The following is a 17,002-nucleotide window of genomic DNA, read 5'->3' as shown; positions in this document are numbered from 1 at the left end:
GACGAGGTGCCGGCCGGTCAGGCCTCGTCGCGGCAGCCAAGGAGAAGGAACGCCCGCCACATGACAGGGTCACCCTACGTGGTGAGCCGGGGAGTGGGAAGGCGGGTCCGGACTATGGGACGGAGTTCACGGCGTCAGCAGTAGGTCGGCGAGCGGCCGCCGCCGGCGCAGTGCGGTCTCGGCGGCGAGCAGGTCGGCCGGGAGACTGAGCGGATCGCCGAGCTGGCCCACCGCGACCACCGCGTACGGCCGGACGTCGGGCGGCAGGTCCAGGTCGGTGGTGAGGCCCGCGCGGTCGATCTCCAGCAGTTGGCGTACGTGCAGCCCGAGCGCGGTGGCCTGCACGGTCAGGTGCGCGACCGCCTGCCCCAGGTCGTACGCGGCCCGCGAGTCCGGTCCCGGGTGCCGGCCGGCCGTCCCGTCGACCCCTGGCGTCCCGACCGCGGGCGCGGTCACGTGGGCGGCGAGCAGCAGGACGGCGGCCCGGTGGGCCCAGCGCTGGTCCTCCTCGGGCACGTTGACGAGGATCCGCTTCCACGTCTCGTCCTCGCGGTGGCCGACCGCGAACCGCCACGGCTGCGCGTTGTCCGCCGACGGCGCCCAGCGGGCCGCCTCCAGGAGCGACGCCGCCTCGTCCCGGCTCAGCTCCGCGCCGGGGTCGAACGCGCGGGGACTCCAGCGGAAGGCGAGCAGCGGGGTGAGGTGGGCCATGACGGAAGCGTCCCCTATGGCCGTTTCGCCCCTCCGGCCGGGCTGGGCAAATGTGGGCAACAGCACCCGTAACGGTATGAAGATCAGTGCGTTCCCGCGCTCGGGGTGCCGGACGGATCGGGCGGCGGAGGTGACGCCGTGCCGAGCGGTTCGGCCTCGACCACCGGACCCGCCAGCTGGACGCTCGCCGGTGCGGGAGCGGGTGCTCCGGCCAGCGTGAGCGTCCCGTACTCGGTCTTCACGGCCGTCGGGGTGCCGTCCTCGTCATAGCAGTAGATGCCCACGTCGAGCGGCGCGTTCAGCGACGCCGAGGTGGTCTCCACGGAGTAGCAGGCGCCGGTGACGCCGGGCAGCGCCCGCGCCGGCGAGACCGCGAGCGGGGCGCGCCGGTCGGTGAGCACGTCCAGCCAGTCGGTGAAGGGGTGCTGCACCCGGGGGTCCAGCCGCCGGGGGAGCGTGTCGTCGCGGTCGCCGAGGCGGACGCAGCTCGCCGCCTCCGGCCGGGCGGCGGAGGGCAGGGCGCACTGGAAGAGCCCGTCGGCGGTGGCGGCCAGGGAGACGTCGGCCGTCCCGCCGAGCGCGCCGCCGGGCACGTCGACCCGCCAGCTGCCGTCGTTCGCGCTCGTGACCAGGATCGTGCGGGCCGGCTCGTCGCCGCTGGTGAACGTGTAGCGCGCGGCCAGGTGCCGGTCCTGGGCAGCCGCGGCGAGCGCGGCCAGCTCGTCCCGGGCGGCGTCGACCGTCACGGGCGCCGGATCGCTCGGTGGAGGCGCCGGAGGCGGGTCGGCGGCGCAGGCCGCCAGGAGAAGCGGCAGGGCGAGCGAGGACACACCGAGCGACGTCGTACGCCTGACAAGGGCGCGTCGGGCCGGGCGGAAGAGGGCGGACACGGGCCCATTCTGCGGTGCCCGCGCGTCCCACGGCGGCCCGCCCGGCCCGGGCGGCGCCGGCGTGTCGCCGGCCGGGCGGGCCGGCCCGGTCCGGGCCGGATGGTGGGATCACCTGACCCGGCGGAGCGGGCGGCCGGATACCCTGAGGAGGTCTGACACGCGCCGCCGGGCCCCGTCCGGCGGCGTCGGCACGCTCAGGGTCACTGGGAGGGAGTGCACCGTCGTGGCACTCGTGGTGCAGAAGTACGGCGGGTCCTCCGTCGCCAACGCCGAGCGGATCAAGCGGGTGGCCGAGCGCATCGTCGCGGCCCGGAAGGCCGGCGACGACGTCGTGGTGGTGGTCTCCGCGATGGGCGACACCACAGACGAACTGCTCGACCTGGCCAACCAGGTCAGCCCGCTGCCGCCGGGCCGCGAACTCGACATGCTGCTCACCGCCGGCGAGCGGATCTCCATGGCGCTGCTCGCCATGGCCATCCACAACCTGGGCTACGAGGCCCGCTCGTTCACCGGCTCGCAGGCGGGCGTGATCACCACCTCGGTGCACGGCCGGGCGCGGATCATCGACGTCACCCCGGGCCGCCTCAAGGGCGCGCTCGACGAGGGCGCCGTCGTGATCGTCGCGGGCTTCCAGGGCGTCAGCCAGGACACCAAGGACGTGACCACGCTGGGGCGCGGCGGCTCGGACACGACGGCCGTGGCGCTGGCCGCCGCGCTGCACGCCGACGTCTGCGAGATCTACACCGACGTGGACGGCATCTTCAGCGCCGACCCGCGGATCGTGCCGAACGCCCGGCACATCAAGCAGATCACCTACGAGGAGATGCTGGAGCTGGCGGCCTGCGGCGCCAAGGTGCTGCACCTGCGCAGCGTCGAGTACGCCCGGCGCGCGGGGTTGCCGATCCACGTCCGTTCGTCATACTCGACCAACACCGGCACGATGGTCACCGGATCGATGGAGGACCTTCCTGTGGAGCAAGCACTGATCACCGGGGTCGCCCACGACCGCAGCGAAGCGAAGATCACGATCGTGGGTGTGCCGGACGAGCCCGGCGCCGCCGCGTCGATCTTCGACACCGTGGCGGGCGCCGAGATCAACATCGACATGATCGTGCAGAACGTCTCCACCGAGGGCACCGGACGCACCGACATCTCGTTCACGCTGCCGAAGACCGACGGTCCCACCGCGATGGCCGCCCTCAGCAAGATCCAGGAGGCGGTCGCCTTCAAGGGCCTGCTCTACGACGACCACGTCGGCAAGGTCTCGCTGATCGGCGCCGGCATGCGGTCGCACCCGGGCGTGGCGGCCGGCTTCTTCGCGGCCCTCGGCGCGGCCGGGGTGAACATCGAGATGATCTCGACGTCCGAGATCCGGGTCTCCGTGGTCTGCCGCGACACCGACCTCGACGCGGCGGTCCGCGCGATCCACGAGGCCTTCGACCTCGGCGGTGACACCGAGGCCGTCGTGTATGCCGGGACCGGGCGGTAGCGTCGATGGCGGGTCTGCCCACGCTCGCCGTGGTCGGGGCGACCGGTGCCGTCGGCACGGTGATGTGCGAGCTGCTCACCGGGCGCCGCAACGTCTGGGGTGAGATCCGGCTCCTCGCGTCCGAGCGCTCGGTCGGTCGGCGGGTGCGGTGCCGGGGCGAGGAGCTGACCGTCCAGGCGGTGACCCCGGAGGCGTTCGAGGGGGTCGACGTCGCGATGTTCGACGTCCCCGACGAGGTCTCCGCGCGGTGGGCGCCCGTCGCCGTGGGGCACGGCGCGGTCGTGGTGGACAACTCCGGGGCGTTCCGCATGGACCGGGACGTGCCGCTCGTGGTGCCCGAGATCAACCCGGAGCAGGTGCGCAACCGCCCGAAGGGCATCATCGCCAACGCCAACTGCACCACCCTCGCGATGATCATCGCGGTGGCGCCGCTGCACCGCGAGTACGGGCTGCGTGAGCTGGTGCTCGCCTCGTACCAGGCGGTGTCCGGCGCCGGTCAGGCCGGTGTGGACACGCTGCACGCGCAGCTCGGCAAGATCGCCGGGGACCGGGTGCTCGGCTCCCGGCCGGGCGACGTGCGCCAGGCCGTCGGCGACGAGCTGGGCCCGTTCCCGGCCCCGCTGGCGCTCAACGTGGTCCCCTGGGCCGGCTCGCCCGCCGACGGCGGCTGGTCGTCCGAGGAGATGAAGATCCGCAACGAGTCGCGCAAGATCCTCGGCCTGCCCGACCTGAAGGTCTCCGCCACCTGCGTACGGGTGCCCGTGGTGACCGGCCACTCGGTGGCCGTGCACGCGGTCTTCGCGACCGAGGTGGACGCCGAGGGCGCCCGCGAGGTGCTGCGCAACGCTCCCGGGGTGATCGTGGTCGACGACCCGGCCGCCGGCGAGTTCCCGATGCCGATCGACGCCGTGGGCACCGACCCGTCCTGGGTCGGCCGGATCCGCCGCGCTGTCGACGACCCGCGCGCCCTCGACTTCTTCGTGACGGGCGACAACCTGCGCAAGGGCGCCGCCCTGAACACAGCCCAGATAGCCGAACTCCTGGCCACGGAACTAACCCCGTAACCCCCGCGCTGCCCCGCCCCGCCCGGTCTCCTCCGCGATCTTGCAGTTTGTGCCCCGGCGAAAGAGGAGAAAAGCCGCGAACCGGGGGCCGAAAGTGCAAGATCGCGGGGAGGGTGGGGCGGGGACTACGCCGGGGACAGGGATACGCCGTCGCGGCCTTGGCGTTTCACCCGGTACAGGGCCTGGTCGGCGCGGCGGAGGGTGAGTTCGGCGGATTCGCCGGGGCGGGGCAGGGCCACCCCGATGCTGATGGTGCGGCCGGTACGCCGGGCCGCCTCGGTCAGCCGCTCGGCGATCCTGACCGCCTCCTCCGGGCGGTTCACCTCGATCACCGCCACGAACTCGTCACCGCCGATCCGGTACAGCTCGTCGCCGCTGCGCAGCGCCCCCTCCAGCGCGCGGGCCAGGCCGATCAGCAGGCGGTCGCCGGCCTGGTGGCCGTACGTGTCGTTGACCGTCTTGAAACCGTCCACGTCGATGGCGAGCAGGGCCGTACGCCCCGGGGTGGCCGCCGCGATCCGCTTGCCGAAGGGCCCGGTGTGCCGCAGCCCGGTGAGCGGGTCCGAGCTGGCCTGCTCGCGCAGCCGGTCGAGCGTACGCAGCCGGTCCAGGCTGTTCCAGGCCTGCCCGGCGAGCAGCTCCATGAGGCTGACCGTGGTCGGGTCGGGGCGTAGCAGCCGCTCGTCGGCGACCAGCAGGGCACCGCCACCGTCCGGGGGGCCGAGCGGAACCGCGACCAGCGTGCGTACGCCCGCGCGGGCCAGCGGCGCGTACTCCTCGGTCGGCGGGTGGCCGGCCTCGCCCAGCGTGTAGCCGGCGCCGTACCGGTGGACCCGGCCGACGATGCGGCCCAGCGCCGCCGGTCCCGCCTCGGTCAGTTCGGCGCGGATGCGGCCCTCCAGTTCGCCCGGTGCGCGCGGCGGCGCGCCGAGTTGGCCTCCGTCGGGGCCGCCGAGCACGAGCACCGCCGCGGAGAGCGCCGAGACGTCCCGCGCCGCGCAGATGACCGCGCTGAGCAGGTCCCGTTCGGTCGGTGCCGCGGATAGCGCGGTGGCGTGCCGGAGCAGCTTCTCGCTCCGGCTCTCGGCGGGCGTCCCGCCGAGCGCCACGATCCGCGCGCCGAGCCGGTCGGCCAGCCGTTCGGCGGTCGCCGACCACGGCGTCAGGTCCACGGGGGCGCTCCACTGGAGGTCCAGCACGCCGATCGGCCGGCCGGCCGGGTCCCGCACCGGCACGCAGATCTCGGCGGTCACGTCCGGCCGCACCGGCAGGTAGTCGGGATCGGCCGAGACGTCCGGCACGACGGCGGTCTCGCCGGAGGCGTACACCCGGCCGACGATCCCGGTCTTCGGCGGAACGGTCGCGAAGACCTGCCAGGCCCCGGTGGCCGCGACGCAGCGCAGGCGGTCCTGGACCTGGAGCAGGACGGAGATGGTGGCCGGGGTGTGCCGCGCGAGCGCGGTGACGGTCCGCTGGCAGGCGTCGATCGCGGTCGAGGCCGCGGGCAGGCTTGCCGTCACGTCACGGACGATCCGCTGGTGGTCCACTCGCTCGTTTCCGGTAGGGGTGAGGGGCCCGGCCTGCGCCGGACCTGCGATCAAGCGTACTCATGGAGTGAGCGTGGCCGTCCCGCTCACGATCGCGCAGGATCTTCGTACACATGTGCTATCCACAGGCTGTGGACGGCGGCGGTGGACAGCGGGGTGACGGGCGCCGGTCAGCCCAGCGACGCGGTCGCTGCCCGGAGTTCGTCCAGTGCCGCCAAGGCGTACGGCGCGAGTTCGTCCGCGCCGTCCCGATCGCTCTCGGACCACTCGGCGTAGCCCCGCTTGAACGCGAGGACGCCCAGCTCGCCCGCGAGTGCCGCGACCGCGTCCGGCACGCCGCGGGCGAGGAGGGCGGTCGCCATGGCGGCCGCGAGGCTGACGCTCTTGAGGGCGTCGCGCTGTTGAAGTTCGGTGCTGGCGGCGACGGCCGCCTTCAGGCGGGGGCCGAGCTCGCGGTTCATCGAACCCATGGCGGTCGACGCGCGCGTGAGGCCGGCGGCGACCGCGTCGAGCGGGCTGGCGTCCTCGGGCGCCTCGGCGATCCCCTCGGCCAGCAGCTGGCGCAGCGTCTCCTGCCCGGCCACCAGGAGATCGCGCTTGTCCGGGAAGTACCGGAAGAAGGTGCTCTTCGTGACCCCGGCGCGCTCGGCGATCTGCGCGACCGTCGTGGCGTCGTACCCCTGCTCGGTGAACAGGTCGACGGCGGCCACGACGAGCCGCTCCCGCGCACCAGGTTCCCACCGAGCCATGGGTCCAGCATAGTGACGGGACTCTTGTCCCATCACTCTGGTAGGGTGATGGGACAAGAGTCCCATCACCTCTCAGGGGAGTTCCATGCACGTCTTCGTCACCGGCGGCACCGGCCTGATCGGCTCCGCCGTCGTCACCGAGCTCCTCCGTAACGGGCACACCGTCCTCGCGCTCGCCCGCTCCGATGCGTCCGCGCTGGCCGTCGAGGCGGCCGGCGCCGAGCCGCTCCGGGGAGGCCTCGCCGATCTGGACGTCCTCCGCGCCGGCGCCGCTTCCGCCGACGGCGTGATCCACCTGGCCTTCGACCACGACTTCAGCAGCGCCGACGCCGTCGCGCGGGCGGTCGCCGAGGAGAGCGCCGCCCTCGCGGCCCTGGGCGAGGAACTCGTCGGCAGCGACCGTCCCCTCGTCACGGTCGCCGGTACGCCGTACACGCCGGGCCGCGCCTCCACCGAGGCCGACCCGCTGTCGACCGACGGGCTCGTCGGCGGTCGCGGCCGGGCGGTCACCGCGGTTCTGGGCCTGGCCACGCGCGGGGTCCGGAGCACGGCCGTACGCCTGCCGCGCACCGTCCACAACAACGGCGACGGTGGATTCGCCGGCATGTTGACGGCCATCGCGCGGCGGACCGGAGTGTCCGGCTACCCCGGCGACGGCACCCAGCGCTGGCCGGCCGTGCACGCACTCGACGCGGCGGTCCTTTTCCGGCTGGCCCTGGAGCGGGCGCCCGCCGGGACCTCATGGCACGCCGTGGCCGACGCGGGCGACGCGGTACGCGACATCGCCGCGGTCATCGGCCGTCGGCTGGGTCTGCCGGTCAACCCGATGCCGCCGGAAACCTACGGTCCGCTCGCCGGCATCTTCGCGACCGACCAGCCGTCGTCCAGCGTCCACACCCGCACGGAGATCGGCTGGGAGCCGACGCACCCGAGCCTTCTGGCCGACCTGGAGAACATCCGGCCCTGACCGGCGGCCAGGAGGACCGCGGCGGTCGCAGCCTGCGGGCCGGTCCTCGGCGCGCGTGCCCGACCCGACTACCGTGGCTGTCCGTCGCACCCACCGGCGGACAGCCACGGCGGTAGCGTGAAGACTCCGTTCCGCGAGGAGGCGTGCATGCTGGTCGCCCAGCTCAGTGATCCGCACCTGACCACCGGCCCGCTCGCCGCCGAGCCGGCGGCCGGGCTGCACCGGGCGCTCGGCCGGGTGCTCGCGCTGCGGCCCCGCCCCGACTGCGTGGTGATCACCGGTGACCTGGTCGACCACGGCCGCCCCGACGAGTACCTCGCGCTGCGCGACGTCATCGGCCGCTTCCCGCTGCCGATCCACCTCGTGCCCGGCAACCACGACGACCGCGAGTCGCTGCTCGACACCTTCGGGGGTACGCCGTGGCTCGGCGGCGGTTTCTCGGCGTACTACCACGTCGACCACGCGGCGGCGACCGTCGTCGTGCTGGACTCCCTGGTGCCCGGCTCCGGCGGTGGGCGGCTCGGCGAGGAGCAGCTCGGCTGGCTCGACGGCGTGCTCGCCGGCCGGCCGGACGCCCCGGCCCTGGTCTTCGTCCACCACCCGCCGGTGGTCGTGGGCGTACCGGCCATGGACGCGCTCGGCCTCGCCGACGCCGACGCGCTCGCCGAGGTCATCGGCCGGCACCGGCACGTGGTCCGGGTCGGGGCCGGGCACCTGCACCGGCCCGTCACCGCGGCGTTCGCCGGAACGGTCCTCACCACGGCGCCCAGCACGTGGCGGCAGGTGTCGTTCGACATGCGCCCCGACGAGGAGATCGGGTGGGTCGCCGAGCCGACCGCGTTCCTCCTGCACCTGGTCGACGGGGGCACCTGCGTGACACACACCATCCAGGTCAGCCACGCCGCCGGTCAGACCTGCGGCTTCTGAGAAGCGCCACGGCGCCTCTCCTGTGGACGGCCCGCGCCGTTCGTCGTAACCCGGTGGCCATGTCGGACCCGTCCCCCCGACCGGCCCCGGTCGATAGGAGTATTCGCAGGTCTGATGTGCTGCCCCGGTCGACCGGTGGCCACGAAGATGAGAGGCTGTCCCTCGGACGGAGCAGCGACCCCCCGAGCGCTGCCACCCACACCGACCCTTCCGACGGCGCCGGTCGGTGCCCGGTCGACCCATCGTCCGGGCACCGTACGCGCCGAGTCTCACGAGGAGTTCCATGTCCATCCCCGGGATGCGTCGGGCCGCCGTCGGCCTGACCGCGCTCGCGGTGGCCGCGTTCGGTGCGGTCACCAGCACCCCCGACCAGGCGGAGGCGGGCCCGAGGCCGGCCGACGTCACCCTGCTCGCACTCAACGACTTCCACGGCAACCTCGAACCGCCGAGCGGCTCCAGCGGCACCATCGCGGGCCAGACCGCTGGCGGCGTCGAGTACCTGGCCACCCACCTCGCCGAGCTGCGCGCGGCGGCCAAGAAGAAGAACACCATCACCGTGGCCGCCGGTGACCTGATCGGCGCCTCGCCGCTGCTCTCCGCCGCGTTCCACGACGAGCCGACCATCGAGGCGCTGTCGATGGCCGGGCTGGACTACGCGAGCGTCGGCAACCACGAGTTCGACGAGGGCGCCAACGAGCTGCTGCGGATCCAGAACGGCGGCTGCCACCCCGTGGACGGCTGCGCCGACGGCACCCCGTACGAGGGCGCCGGCTTCCAGTACCTGTCGGCCAACGCGTTCAAGACCTCCACCGGCCGGCCGCTGCTGGCCCCGTACGCCATCCACGAGGTCGACGGCGTCAAGGTCGGCTTCATCGGGATGACGCTGGAGGGCACGCCGGAGATCGTCAGCCAGGAGGGCGTCGCCGGGCTGAGCTTCACCGACGAGGCGGAGACCGCCAACCGGTACGCCCGCGAGCTGCGCCAGAAGGGCGTGCAGGCGATCGTCGTCCTGCTGCACGAGGGCGGCGCGCAGGCCGCCAGCGGCGGCATCAACGACTGCGTCGGCATGACCGGCCCGATCGTCGACATCGCCAACCGGATGGACCCGTCGATCGACGTGGTGGTCAGCGGGCACACCCACCAGGCGTACAACTGCGAGATCAACGGCAAGCTGGTGACCAGCGCCAGCTCGTTCGGCCGCCTCGTCACCGACATCGACCTGAAGATCGACCGGCTTACCGGCGACGTGCTCAGCGCCAAGGCCGAGAACGTCGTGGTCACCCGGGACGTCGCCAAGGACCCGAGGCAGACCGCGCTGATCGAGCGCTACACCACCGTCCTCGGCCCGGTCGCCGACCGGCAGGTCGGCGAGACCACCACGGCGATCACCCGGAGTCAGGAAACCCTCTTCGGTACGACGATGGGCGAGTCCGCGCTGGGCAACCTCATCGCGGACGCGCAGCTCGCCGCCACCGACAACGAAGAGAACGCCGTCGCCGCGTTCATGAACCCCGGCGGCGTCCGGGCCGACGTCGACGCCGGCCCGGTGACGTACGAGGAGGCGTTCACGGTCCAGCCGTTCGCCAACAACCTGGTGACGCTCGACCTCACCGGCGCGCAGCTGTACTGCGTGCTGGAGCAGCAGTTCGTCGTCAACCGGGTGCTCTACCCGTCGTCGACGGTGCGCTACGTCGTCGACCCGAACGGCACCACCGCCCCCGCGACCGACCCGTGCGCCGGCACCCGCGTCGTCCGGGGCAGCCTGAGCCTGGGCGGTACGACCGTCGACCCGGCGGCCACCTACCGGGTGACGGTGAACAACTTCCTGGCCGGCGGCGGCGACGGCTTCAGCACCCTCACCGCCGGAACGAACCTGGTCACCGGGATGATCGACCTGGACGCGTTCGTGGCCTACCTGACCGCCGAGTCCCCGGTCTCCGCCCCGGCGCTGGACCGGATCCGCACCACCACCGAGGCCGCCTGACGGCTACGCCCCGCGCACGATCGGGCCCCGGAGCACCCGCTCCGGGGCCCGCTCCGTGCCCGGCCCCGAACCCACCGCCGGCAGAGTGTCGCCCGCGCCACCGGGTGGCGCGGGCGTGGGGGACTCGCGCGGAGGCCTGCTCATGATCGTGCTCGATCCAGGAAGTAGTGGTGTCCCACTGGGTCCGAGGGCACTACTTCAAGGATCGAGCGCGATCTTGGTGCCGGGTGCCGGGTGCCGGGTGCCGGGTGCCGGGTGCCGGGTGCCGGGTGTGAGCGTGGGGCGCGGGTGTCTCCGCGCGCAGTCGCGGCCTGCACCGGGCGGGCCGTGTCCGTCCAGGCCGACGCGACCCAGACCCCTGGACCGGGCGGCATGTCGCGACTCAGCCCGGACCGGGCGGCATGCCGGGGGCTGGGCGGCGGGGTCCGGGTCGGTCAGGCGGGGGCGGGTGCGGGCGCCGGTTCGGCGTCGGGGGACGTCGGCACGGTCGGCCGACGACCGTCCTGGACGGGGTCGAGCAGTCGGCGGAGTGAGAGCGCAATCAGCGAGGCGACCAGGCAGCCACCGACGACGGCCGCCACCCACACCTTGCCGTCGGCCGCGCCGATCAGCGGGCCGGCGGTCACCGGGCCGACCACCCCGCTGATGCCGAAGATCATCGAGCTCATGGCGTTGTAGCGGCCGCGTAGCTCGTCGGTGGCGAGCGCGTTGGTCAGCGCCGGCATCACGGGCGACAGCATGGTCTCGCCGAAGCCGAAGATCGCGGAGCAGGCCACCACGCCGAGGGCGGCTGCCAGGGCGTTGCCCGCGCCGACGAGGCCGGCGGCGCCGAGGACGAGCCACGCGGTCGCGAAGACGGCACCCACGGCGGCGAGCGCGGCGGTGCGGCTGCGCCCCTCCAGCCGCCGGATGACCACCAGTTGGGCGAGCACGATCATCACGGTGTTCGCGGCGAGCGCCCAGGCCACGACCCGGGGGCTGACCTCGGCGACCCGAACGGCGTACGCCGTGAAGCCCACCTCGATCTGCGCGTAGCCGCAGGTGGTGAGCACCAGGCCGAAGATCACCAGGCGTCGGAACGGGCGGTCCCTCAGCACGGTGAGGTAGCCGCCGGCCGACCGCTGGGCCCCGTCCGGGCCGGAGGCGATCCGGCCGCCGACGCCGGGCAGCGTGAGCAGGATGAGCGCGGGCGTCAGGTAGCTCAGGGCGTCCAGCAGGTAGATCATCTGGAAGGTCACCGGACGGCTGGTGTCGACGACCGCGCCCGAGATGAGGCCGCCGACGCCGATGCCGAGGTTGAGCAGGGCGAAGTTCAACCCGAAGACCCGCTGCCGCTCGCCGTCGTCGGTCAGCGAGGCCAGGATCGTGTTCTGCCCGGACCAGATGGCCGAGCTGCCGATCGCGACCAGGGTCATCACCAGGAAGGCCGACGTGGTCGAGTGGACCACCGAGAGCAGCCCCGTGCCCGCGGCCTCGACGACCAGGCAGGGCAGCACGATCCGGCGGGCGCCGAACCGGTCGATCAGGGTGCCGCCCAGCGGCGACAGGACGAGGGTGACCGCGCCGTACCAGCCGATCACGAGGCCGGCGCGGGCGTCGGTGAGCCCCCGCACGTCCGTGAGGTAGATGAACAGGAACGGCAGCGTGAGGCCGCGCCCGATCGCCGACAGCACGGTGCCGACGAGGATCCGGCGGGCTTCCGGTCGGCGGGGGAGGGCGCGAAGCAGCATGTCGGGATTCTCTGCGGCGGGTGTGACGAGATGCGAGCCGTTTACCGCGCCGCCCCGCCCGGGCCGTGACGAACCCCACGGCCCGGCCTGCGATGCTGACCCGGTGACCACCACCTGGCGCCACCTGCCCGCCCCCGCCCGCGAGATCGCCGTGAGCGCCGCCGAGGCGGTGGCCGCCGCCCAGGAACAAAACGTGCAGGCGTACGACGAGGCGGTGGCCCGGCTCGCGACGGCCGAGCGGGCCGGCCTGGTCCTCGGCGCGGTCGTCCGGTTGCTGCTGGAGGAGAGCCACCCGGACGGGTTGGACGGCGACGACGTCCGCGGGGTGCTCGAGCGGTCGGTGCGGGGTGCCGCGGGGTGGCGGCCCGACGTCGACCCGCACGTTCTGCTCGTCCTGCTCGCGGGCGCGCTCGGGGTGTACGACCCGGACGGCGACGAGTCGCCGCCCGGCCCGCCGGCCCTCGCCGCGCACGCCCCGCTGCTCGTCGCCGACCTGCTGACCGTCACGGGTCGGCCGCTCGACGGCTACCTCACCGCGGCCTTCGCCGAGATCGCGCGCGCCGAACGGCAGGACTGAACCCGCCGAACAGCAGGCCGCCGCACGGCAGGACTGAACCCGCCGCACGGCAGGGCTGAACCCGCCCGGCACGGTCGATCCACGCCGGAGACCTGCCCGCCGGGTCGGCGGAATGGACGCGGCGCGCCGCGTCCCGGCACGAAGATGACGGCATGCGCCTCTTCCGGTCCCGCTACGAGCAGACCGCGGAGACGCACCGTACGACGACGTTCGAGATCTTCTTCGACCTCGTGTTCGTCTTCGCGCTCACCCGGATCGTCGAGTTCATGGCACACCCCGCCACGGCCGTCACGATGGGCCGTGGGCTGCTGCTGTTTCTGCTGCTCTGGTATTCCTGGTCCGCGTACGCCTGGTTGGGCAACGAGGTCCGGGCGGACGTCGGCCTGATCCGCACCGGGACCCTGGCGGCCATGGCCGCCATGTTCGTGGCCGCCCTCGTGATTCCCAACGCGTGGCGGAGCGACTCGGAGGGCGCGGTGCCGGCGCCGCTGATCCTCGCCCTGTCCTACGTGGCGGTCCGGGTGCTGCACGTCCTGCTCTACCTGCACGTCTCCGCGAGTCGGCAGCTCAGCCGTACCCTGCGGTTGGTCGCCCTTCCCGGGGCGGTGGGGTGGCTCACGCTGGTGGCCGGCGCCCTGGTGGGTGGCGGCACCGCCCAGACCGCGCTCTGGGCGCTGGCCTTCGCGATCGACGTGGGAGGCGGCCGTTTCGCCACCAGGTACAGCCCCTGGCAATTGCGCAGCGCCAGCCACTTCAGTGAACGGCACCGGCTCGTCCTCATCATCGCGATCGGCGAGGCCCTGATCTCGATCGGCACCGGGGCGGGCGCCGAGATGACCGGGTGGTTGCTGCTCGCGGCGGCGCTGCTCGGCTTCGCGGTGGCGGTCAGCCTGTGGCGGCTCTACTTCGACCGGGTCGCGCCGGCCGTGGAGGGCGCGTTGGCGGAAGCGTCGGATCCCCGGAGGGGTGTCATCGCCGCGGACGCCTACAGCCTCGCGCACTTCCCCCTGATCGCCGGCATCATGTACGTCGCGCTCGGCATCGAGCAGGTGCTCGCCACGCTGATCCATGCGACGCCGACCAACGTCCACGGCGCGGTGGGCATGCCGGGTGTCGTGGCGCTCTACGCGGGCGGCGCGCTCTACCTGGCCGGCCGGACCCTCGTCGTACGCCTCGCCACCGGCCGGGTCCCCCTGCTTCCGCTGGCCGGGGCCGCCGTGCTCCTGGTGCTCCTGCCGGTCGCCGCGCTGCTGCCGGCGCTCGCCGCGCTGGCGTTGCTGGTGGTCGTCCTGGCCGCGCAGTGCACGGGGGAACGGCGCTGGCCGGGCCGGCTCGGCCAGCAGCCGCCACGGGCGGGGCGGCCACCACCAGCGCCGAGCGGGCCGGTCCCCTGACTGTCGAGCGACGACCGGGGCCGCGCTGACCATCGGGCGTCGGCCGACGACCGGGGCCGCGTGGACACGGGACGGCCGTCGGCCGGGGACGCCGCCGACACGGGACGGCCGTTGGCCGGGAACGCTGCGAACACGCAACGGCCGCCGCGGTACGCACCGCGAGGAATCCGTCCGATCGGCTGGGTCGTGGTCGTCCGCGCGGTTACCCCGGCATCGACGCCGGTCAGGCTACCCTCCTCTGGCCATGATCGGATGTGAGCGGGGGCGCACGTGAGACTTCGTCGGCTGGCCGGGTTCGCGGTCGTAGCGCTGGTCGGCGGCACCGGCCTCACCACGACCGCCGCGCAGGCCGCGCCGGCAGCGCGGGCCGCACAAGCGGCGCTCGCCACGCAAGCCGCCGCCGCGCCGCCCACCGACCTGTTCGTCGACCAGCAGGCCTGTGCAACCGGTGCGGACGGCACCCAGAAGGCGCCGTTCTGCACCATCTCGGCGGCGGCCGCCGTCGTGCAACCGGGACAGACCGTGTGGGTCCAGCCCGGCCACTATCCCGAGACGGTCCGGGTCACCCGGTCCGGCACGAGCACGGCGCCGGTGACCTTCCGCGCGGGAAGTGTCCGGAGCGGGGTCCGGGTGGGCCGTGTCCTTGCGGGCCAGACCGTCACCGAGCCGATCTTCACGCTCGCGGGCGTCCACGACGTGGTCGTCCGGGGCTTCGGCCTGGAGGCCGCCCCCACCGCGCCCGCGGTGCTGGTCGACGGCTCCTCCCGCATCACCATCGACGCGAACTCGATGACGTCGGCGACGGCGCCGGCCGGCGTCCGCGTCACGGGCGGCTCGAGTGACGTCACGATCAGCCGCCAGTGGTTCGTGATCGGCGGCGGTCCGGCGGTGCGCGTCGAGGCGGGGACGGTCCGCGCGGTGGTGACCGGCAACCAGACGGTGGCCCGGGCGGGCGTGGCGATCGCCGACGCCCCGGGCGCCGTCGTCACCGGCAACACCCTGGTCACGACCTGTGGGCTCGGGGTCAGCGTGACCGGAGCGTCGGCCGGCGTGAGCATCCGGAACAACGTGGTCGGCACCGGCGGAACCGGCCGGACCGCCTGCGCCGATCCCGCGACCGCCACGGCCCTCTCGGTCTCCGGCGCGTCGGTCGCCGGCACCTCCGTCGACCACAACCTCATCGACCCGGCGAGCGGCGCCCCGCCGTACGCGTGGAACGGCGTCACCTACGCGCGCGTGGCCGACTTCGTCTCGGCCACTGGTCAGGGCGGCCACGACCTGTCGGCGGACCCGCGACTCGGCGCCGTGCAGAGCGGCTTCTACCGCAGTTGGCTGCCGCTGCGCGCGGACTCGCCCGCCGTCGACTCGGGCGACGCCAGCGCGCCGGGTGCGACGGCGACCGACCTGCTGGGCAACCCGATCACCGACGATCCCGACGTGGCCAACACCGGGCCGGGCGCCACGTACCGCGACCGGGGCGCCGTGGAGTTGCAGGGACCGGCCGAGGCCGGTCAGGTGGCGGTCCGGCGGGTGGCCGGTGGTGGGCCCGCCGACATCGTGGCGGAGGCGTCGCCGAGCCACACCTGGCCGGCCGGCGGGCCGGCGGGCAGCGTGGCGTTCCAGTTCAGCGGTACGCGCTATCCGCTCATCGCGGACTCCACCCGCGCCACGCACACCGCCCGGCGGGCCGGGTCGGCGTGCGTCACGTACTGGTTCAGCCGCGACGGGTTCCGCAACGCGGGCACGTACGCCGGCCAGTCCTGCACGGTGACGGGCGCCCACTTCACCGCGGTGGCGCCGACCCGGCTGCTGGACACCCGGGCCGCGATCGGGATCCCGACGACCAGCCCGGTGGCCGGGAAGGGTCGGGTGCAGCTCTCGATCCCCCGGATCGGCGGTGTCCCGGCCGCCGACATCAGCGCCGTCGTCCTGAACGTCACGGTGACCCAGCCGAACGCGGCCGGGTTCCTGAAGGTCTACCCCGGCACCGTGAGCGGCACCGAGGCGTCGAGCGTGAACTTCGTGGCGAAGGAGACCGTGCCGAACCTGGTCACCGTGCCCATCGGCGACGGCGTGGTCGTCCTGGAGAACATGTCGTCGGGGACCGTCCACCTCGTCGCGGACCTCCAGGGCTACTACAGCGCCCAGGGCTCCGGGTTCAAGCCACTCAGCCCGGTACGGGTGCTCGACACCCGCAGCGGCACGGGCAAGCCGATCGCCGCGAACGCCGACCTGCGGCTGGACCTCTCGGGCCGGCTGCCGTCGGACGCGACCGCGGCGATCCTCAACGTCACGGTCACCGGGCCCACCGCGGCCGGTGTGCTGAAGGTCTACCCGGACGGCACGCCGACACCGGTGGCGTCCAACCTCAACTTCGTGGCCGGCCAGACCATCCCGAACCTGGTGGTCGTGCCCGTGGTCGCCGGTCGGGCGCTCATCCGCAACGCCAGCTCCGGCACCACCCACGTGGTCGCCGACCTGGCGGGCTGGTTCGGGTCCGCCGCCTCCGGGGCGACCCAGAGCTACGTCCCGTTCGGGCCGAACCGGATCGCGGACAGCCGGACCGGCACCGGCTTCGTCGGCCGCGGTGCGGGGCCGGTCGAGCCGCGTGGTGAGGCGACCGTCGAGGCGTGGTATCTCAAGGAGTTCGACGGGTTCCGGTGCGACGCCTGCCCGACGCCGGCCGCGGTGGTGGCGAACCTGACCGTCACCGCCCCGAGCGCGGCCGGCGTCCTGACCGCCTACCCGTACGGCGAGCCGCGTCCGACCGCGTCCAACGTCAACTTCGTGGCGGGCGAGACCGCCTCGAACCTGGCCGTCGTGAAGGTCGGCGGCCGCAAGCTCTCGCTCTACAACGCGAGTTCCGGCGGTACGCAGGTGATCGTCGACCAGTCCGGCTACTTCGTCCCGGCCGCGTCGTGAACGCCGTCGGGGAGGGTCGGCCCGGCGGGCGTACCGGATCGCGGGTGGGCA

The 17,002-nt window shown here is 73.8% G+C and carries 13 protein-coding genes; 8 read left to right on the top strand and 5 right to left on the bottom strand.

Annotation, left to right across the window (positions count from 1 at the left end; genetic code table 11):
- Window positions 1-126 precede the first annotated feature (126 nt).
- Window positions 127-711, bottom strand: a complete 585-nt coding sequence (locus D7193_RS21605) for a nitroreductase family protein (protein ID WP_120781280.1) — start codon at window positions 709-711, stop codon at window positions 127-129.
- An 83-nt stretch (window positions 712-794) separates the two neighbouring features.
- Entirely contained in the window at window positions 795-1,601 is an 807-nt protein-coding gene (locus D7193_RS21600) for a hypothetical protein (protein WP_241563240.1), read from the bottom strand.
- A gap of 223 nt (window positions 1,602-1,824) precedes the next feature.
- On the opposite strand from D7193_RS21600, the gene D7193_RS21595 reads away from it, so the two are divergent.
- A complete protein-coding gene (locus tag D7193_RS21595; protein ID WP_120781278.1) occupies window positions 1,825-3,090 on the top strand; it encodes an aspartate kinase in 1,266 nt (421 codons plus the stop codon).
- Window positions 3,091-3,095: 5 nt separating this feature from the next.
- Window positions 3,096-4,154, top strand: coding sequence for an aspartate-semialdehyde dehydrogenase (locus D7193_RS21590; protein WP_120781277.1), 1,059 nt, complete (start codon window positions 3,096-3,098; stop codon window positions 4,152-4,154).
- 125 nt (window positions 4,155-4,279) lie between these two features.
- On the opposite strand, the gene D7193_RS21585 is transcribed toward D7193_RS21590, so the two are convergent.
- Window positions 4,280-5,701, bottom strand: coding sequence for a GGDEF domain-containing protein (locus tag D7193_RS21585; RefSeq protein ID WP_120781276.1), 1,422 nt, complete (start codon window positions 5,699-5,701; stop codon window positions 4,280-4,282).
- 170 nt (window positions 5,702-5,871) lie between these two features.
- Entirely contained in the window at window positions 5,872-6,450 is a 579-nt protein-coding gene (locus D7193_RS21580; RefSeq protein ID WP_120781275.1) for a TetR/AcrR family transcriptional regulator, read from the bottom strand.
- Between the two features lie 85 nt (window positions 6,451-6,535).
- On the opposite strand from D7193_RS21580, the gene D7193_RS21575 reads away from it, so the two are divergent.
- The 3 genes from D7193_RS21575 to D7193_RS21565 all read left to right on the top strand — a co-directional run bounded on the left by D7193_RS21575 (window position 6,536) and on the right by D7193_RS21565 (window position 10,328).
- Window positions 6,536-7,417 (top strand): SDR family oxidoreductase, encoded by an 882-nt coding sequence (locus D7193_RS21575; RefSeq protein WP_120781274.1) that lies wholly within the window; start codon window positions 6,536-6,538, stop codon window positions 7,415-7,417.
- Between the two features lie 147 nt (window positions 7,418-7,564).
- Window positions 7,565-8,344 carry a metallophosphoesterase gene (locus D7193_RS21570; RefSeq protein WP_120781273.1) on the top strand — a complete coding sequence of 260 codons (780 nt, stop codon included), beginning with the start codon at window positions 7,565-7,567 and terminating at the stop codon, window positions 8,342-8,344.
- Between the two features lie 283 nt (window positions 8,345-8,627).
- Window positions 8,628-10,328 (top strand): bifunctional metallophosphatase/5'-nucleotidase, encoded by a 1,701-nt coding sequence (locus D7193_RS21565; protein ID WP_120781272.1) that lies wholly within the window; start codon window positions 8,628-8,630, stop codon window positions 10,326-10,328.
- Window positions 10,329-10,762: 434 nt separating this feature from the next.
- Here the strand turns inward: D7193_RS21565 and D7193_RS21560 are convergent, their stop codons facing one another.
- Window positions 10,763-12,058 (bottom strand): MFS transporter, encoded by a 1,296-nt coding sequence (locus D7193_RS21560; protein WP_120781271.1) that lies wholly within the window; start codon window positions 12,056-12,058, stop codon window positions 10,763-10,765.
- A gap of 103 nt (window positions 12,059-12,161) precedes the next feature.
- Between D7193_RS21560 and D7193_RS21555 the strand changes: the two genes are divergently transcribed.
- The 3 genes from D7193_RS21555 (at window position 12,162) to D7193_RS21545 (ending at window position 16,951) form a co-directional block, all read left to right on the top strand.
- Window positions 12,162-12,635: a hypothetical protein gene (locus tag D7193_RS21555; protein WP_120781270.1), complete on the top strand. Its 474-nt coding sequence runs from the start codon at window positions 12,162-12,164 to the stop codon at window positions 12,633-12,635.
- Between the two features lie 152 nt (window positions 12,636-12,787).
- Entirely contained in the window at window positions 12,788-14,029 is a 1,242-nt protein-coding gene (locus D7193_RS21550; protein ID WP_120781269.1) for a low temperature requirement protein A, read from the top strand.
- Between the two features lie 270 nt (window positions 14,030-14,299).
- Window positions 14,300-16,951 (top strand): right-handed parallel beta-helix repeat-containing protein, encoded by a 2,652-nt coding sequence (locus D7193_RS21545; protein WP_120781268.1) that lies wholly within the window; start codon window positions 14,300-14,302, stop codon window positions 16,949-16,951.
- Window positions 16,952-17,002 lie beyond the last annotated feature (51 nt).

It is taken from the genome of Micromonospora costi (assembly GCF_003626655.1).
In the GTDB taxonomy this organism is placed as follows: Bacteria; Actinomycetota; Actinomycetes; order Mycobacteriales; family Micromonosporaceae; genus Micromonospora; species Micromonospora costi.
Note: the sequence above shows the minus strand (reverse complement) of the source record. Positions and strands in the feature narration are given on the sequence as shown.

What these genes read in the sequence shown, in the direction of transcription:
- D7193_RS21605 (WP_120781280.1), bottom strand. Translation starts at nt 711, where the DNA reads ATGGCCCACCTCACCCCGCTGCTCGCCTTCCGCTGGAGTCCCCGCGCG.
- D7193_RS21590 (WP_120781277.1), top strand. Translation starts at nt 3,096, where the DNA reads ATGGCGGGTCTGCCCACGCTCGCCGTGGTCGGGGCGACCGGTGCCGTC.
- D7193_RS21580 (WP_120781275.1), bottom strand. Translation starts at nt 6,450, where the DNA reads ATGGCTCGGTGGGAACCTGGTGCGCGGGAGCGGCTCGTCGTGGCCGCC.
- D7193_RS21575 (WP_120781274.1), top strand. Translation starts at nt 6,536, where the DNA reads ATGCACGTCTTCGTCACCGGCGGCACCGGCCTGATCGGCTCCGCCGTC.
- D7193_RS21570 (WP_120781273.1), top strand. Translation starts at nt 7,565, where the DNA reads ATGCTGGTCGCCCAGCTCAGTGATCCGCACCTGACCACCGGCCCGCTC.
- D7193_RS21565 (WP_120781272.1), top strand. Translation starts at nt 8,628, where the DNA reads ATGTCCATCCCCGGGATGCGTCGGGCCGCCGTCGGCCTGACCGCGCTC.
- D7193_RS21560 (WP_120781271.1), bottom strand. Translation starts at nt 12,058, where the DNA reads ATGCTGCTTCGCGCCCTCCCCCGCCGACCGGAAGCCCGCCGGATCCTC.
- D7193_RS21550 (WP_120781269.1), top strand. Translation starts at nt 12,788, where the DNA reads ATGCGCCTCTTCCGGTCCCGCTACGAGCAGACCGCGGAGACGCACCGT.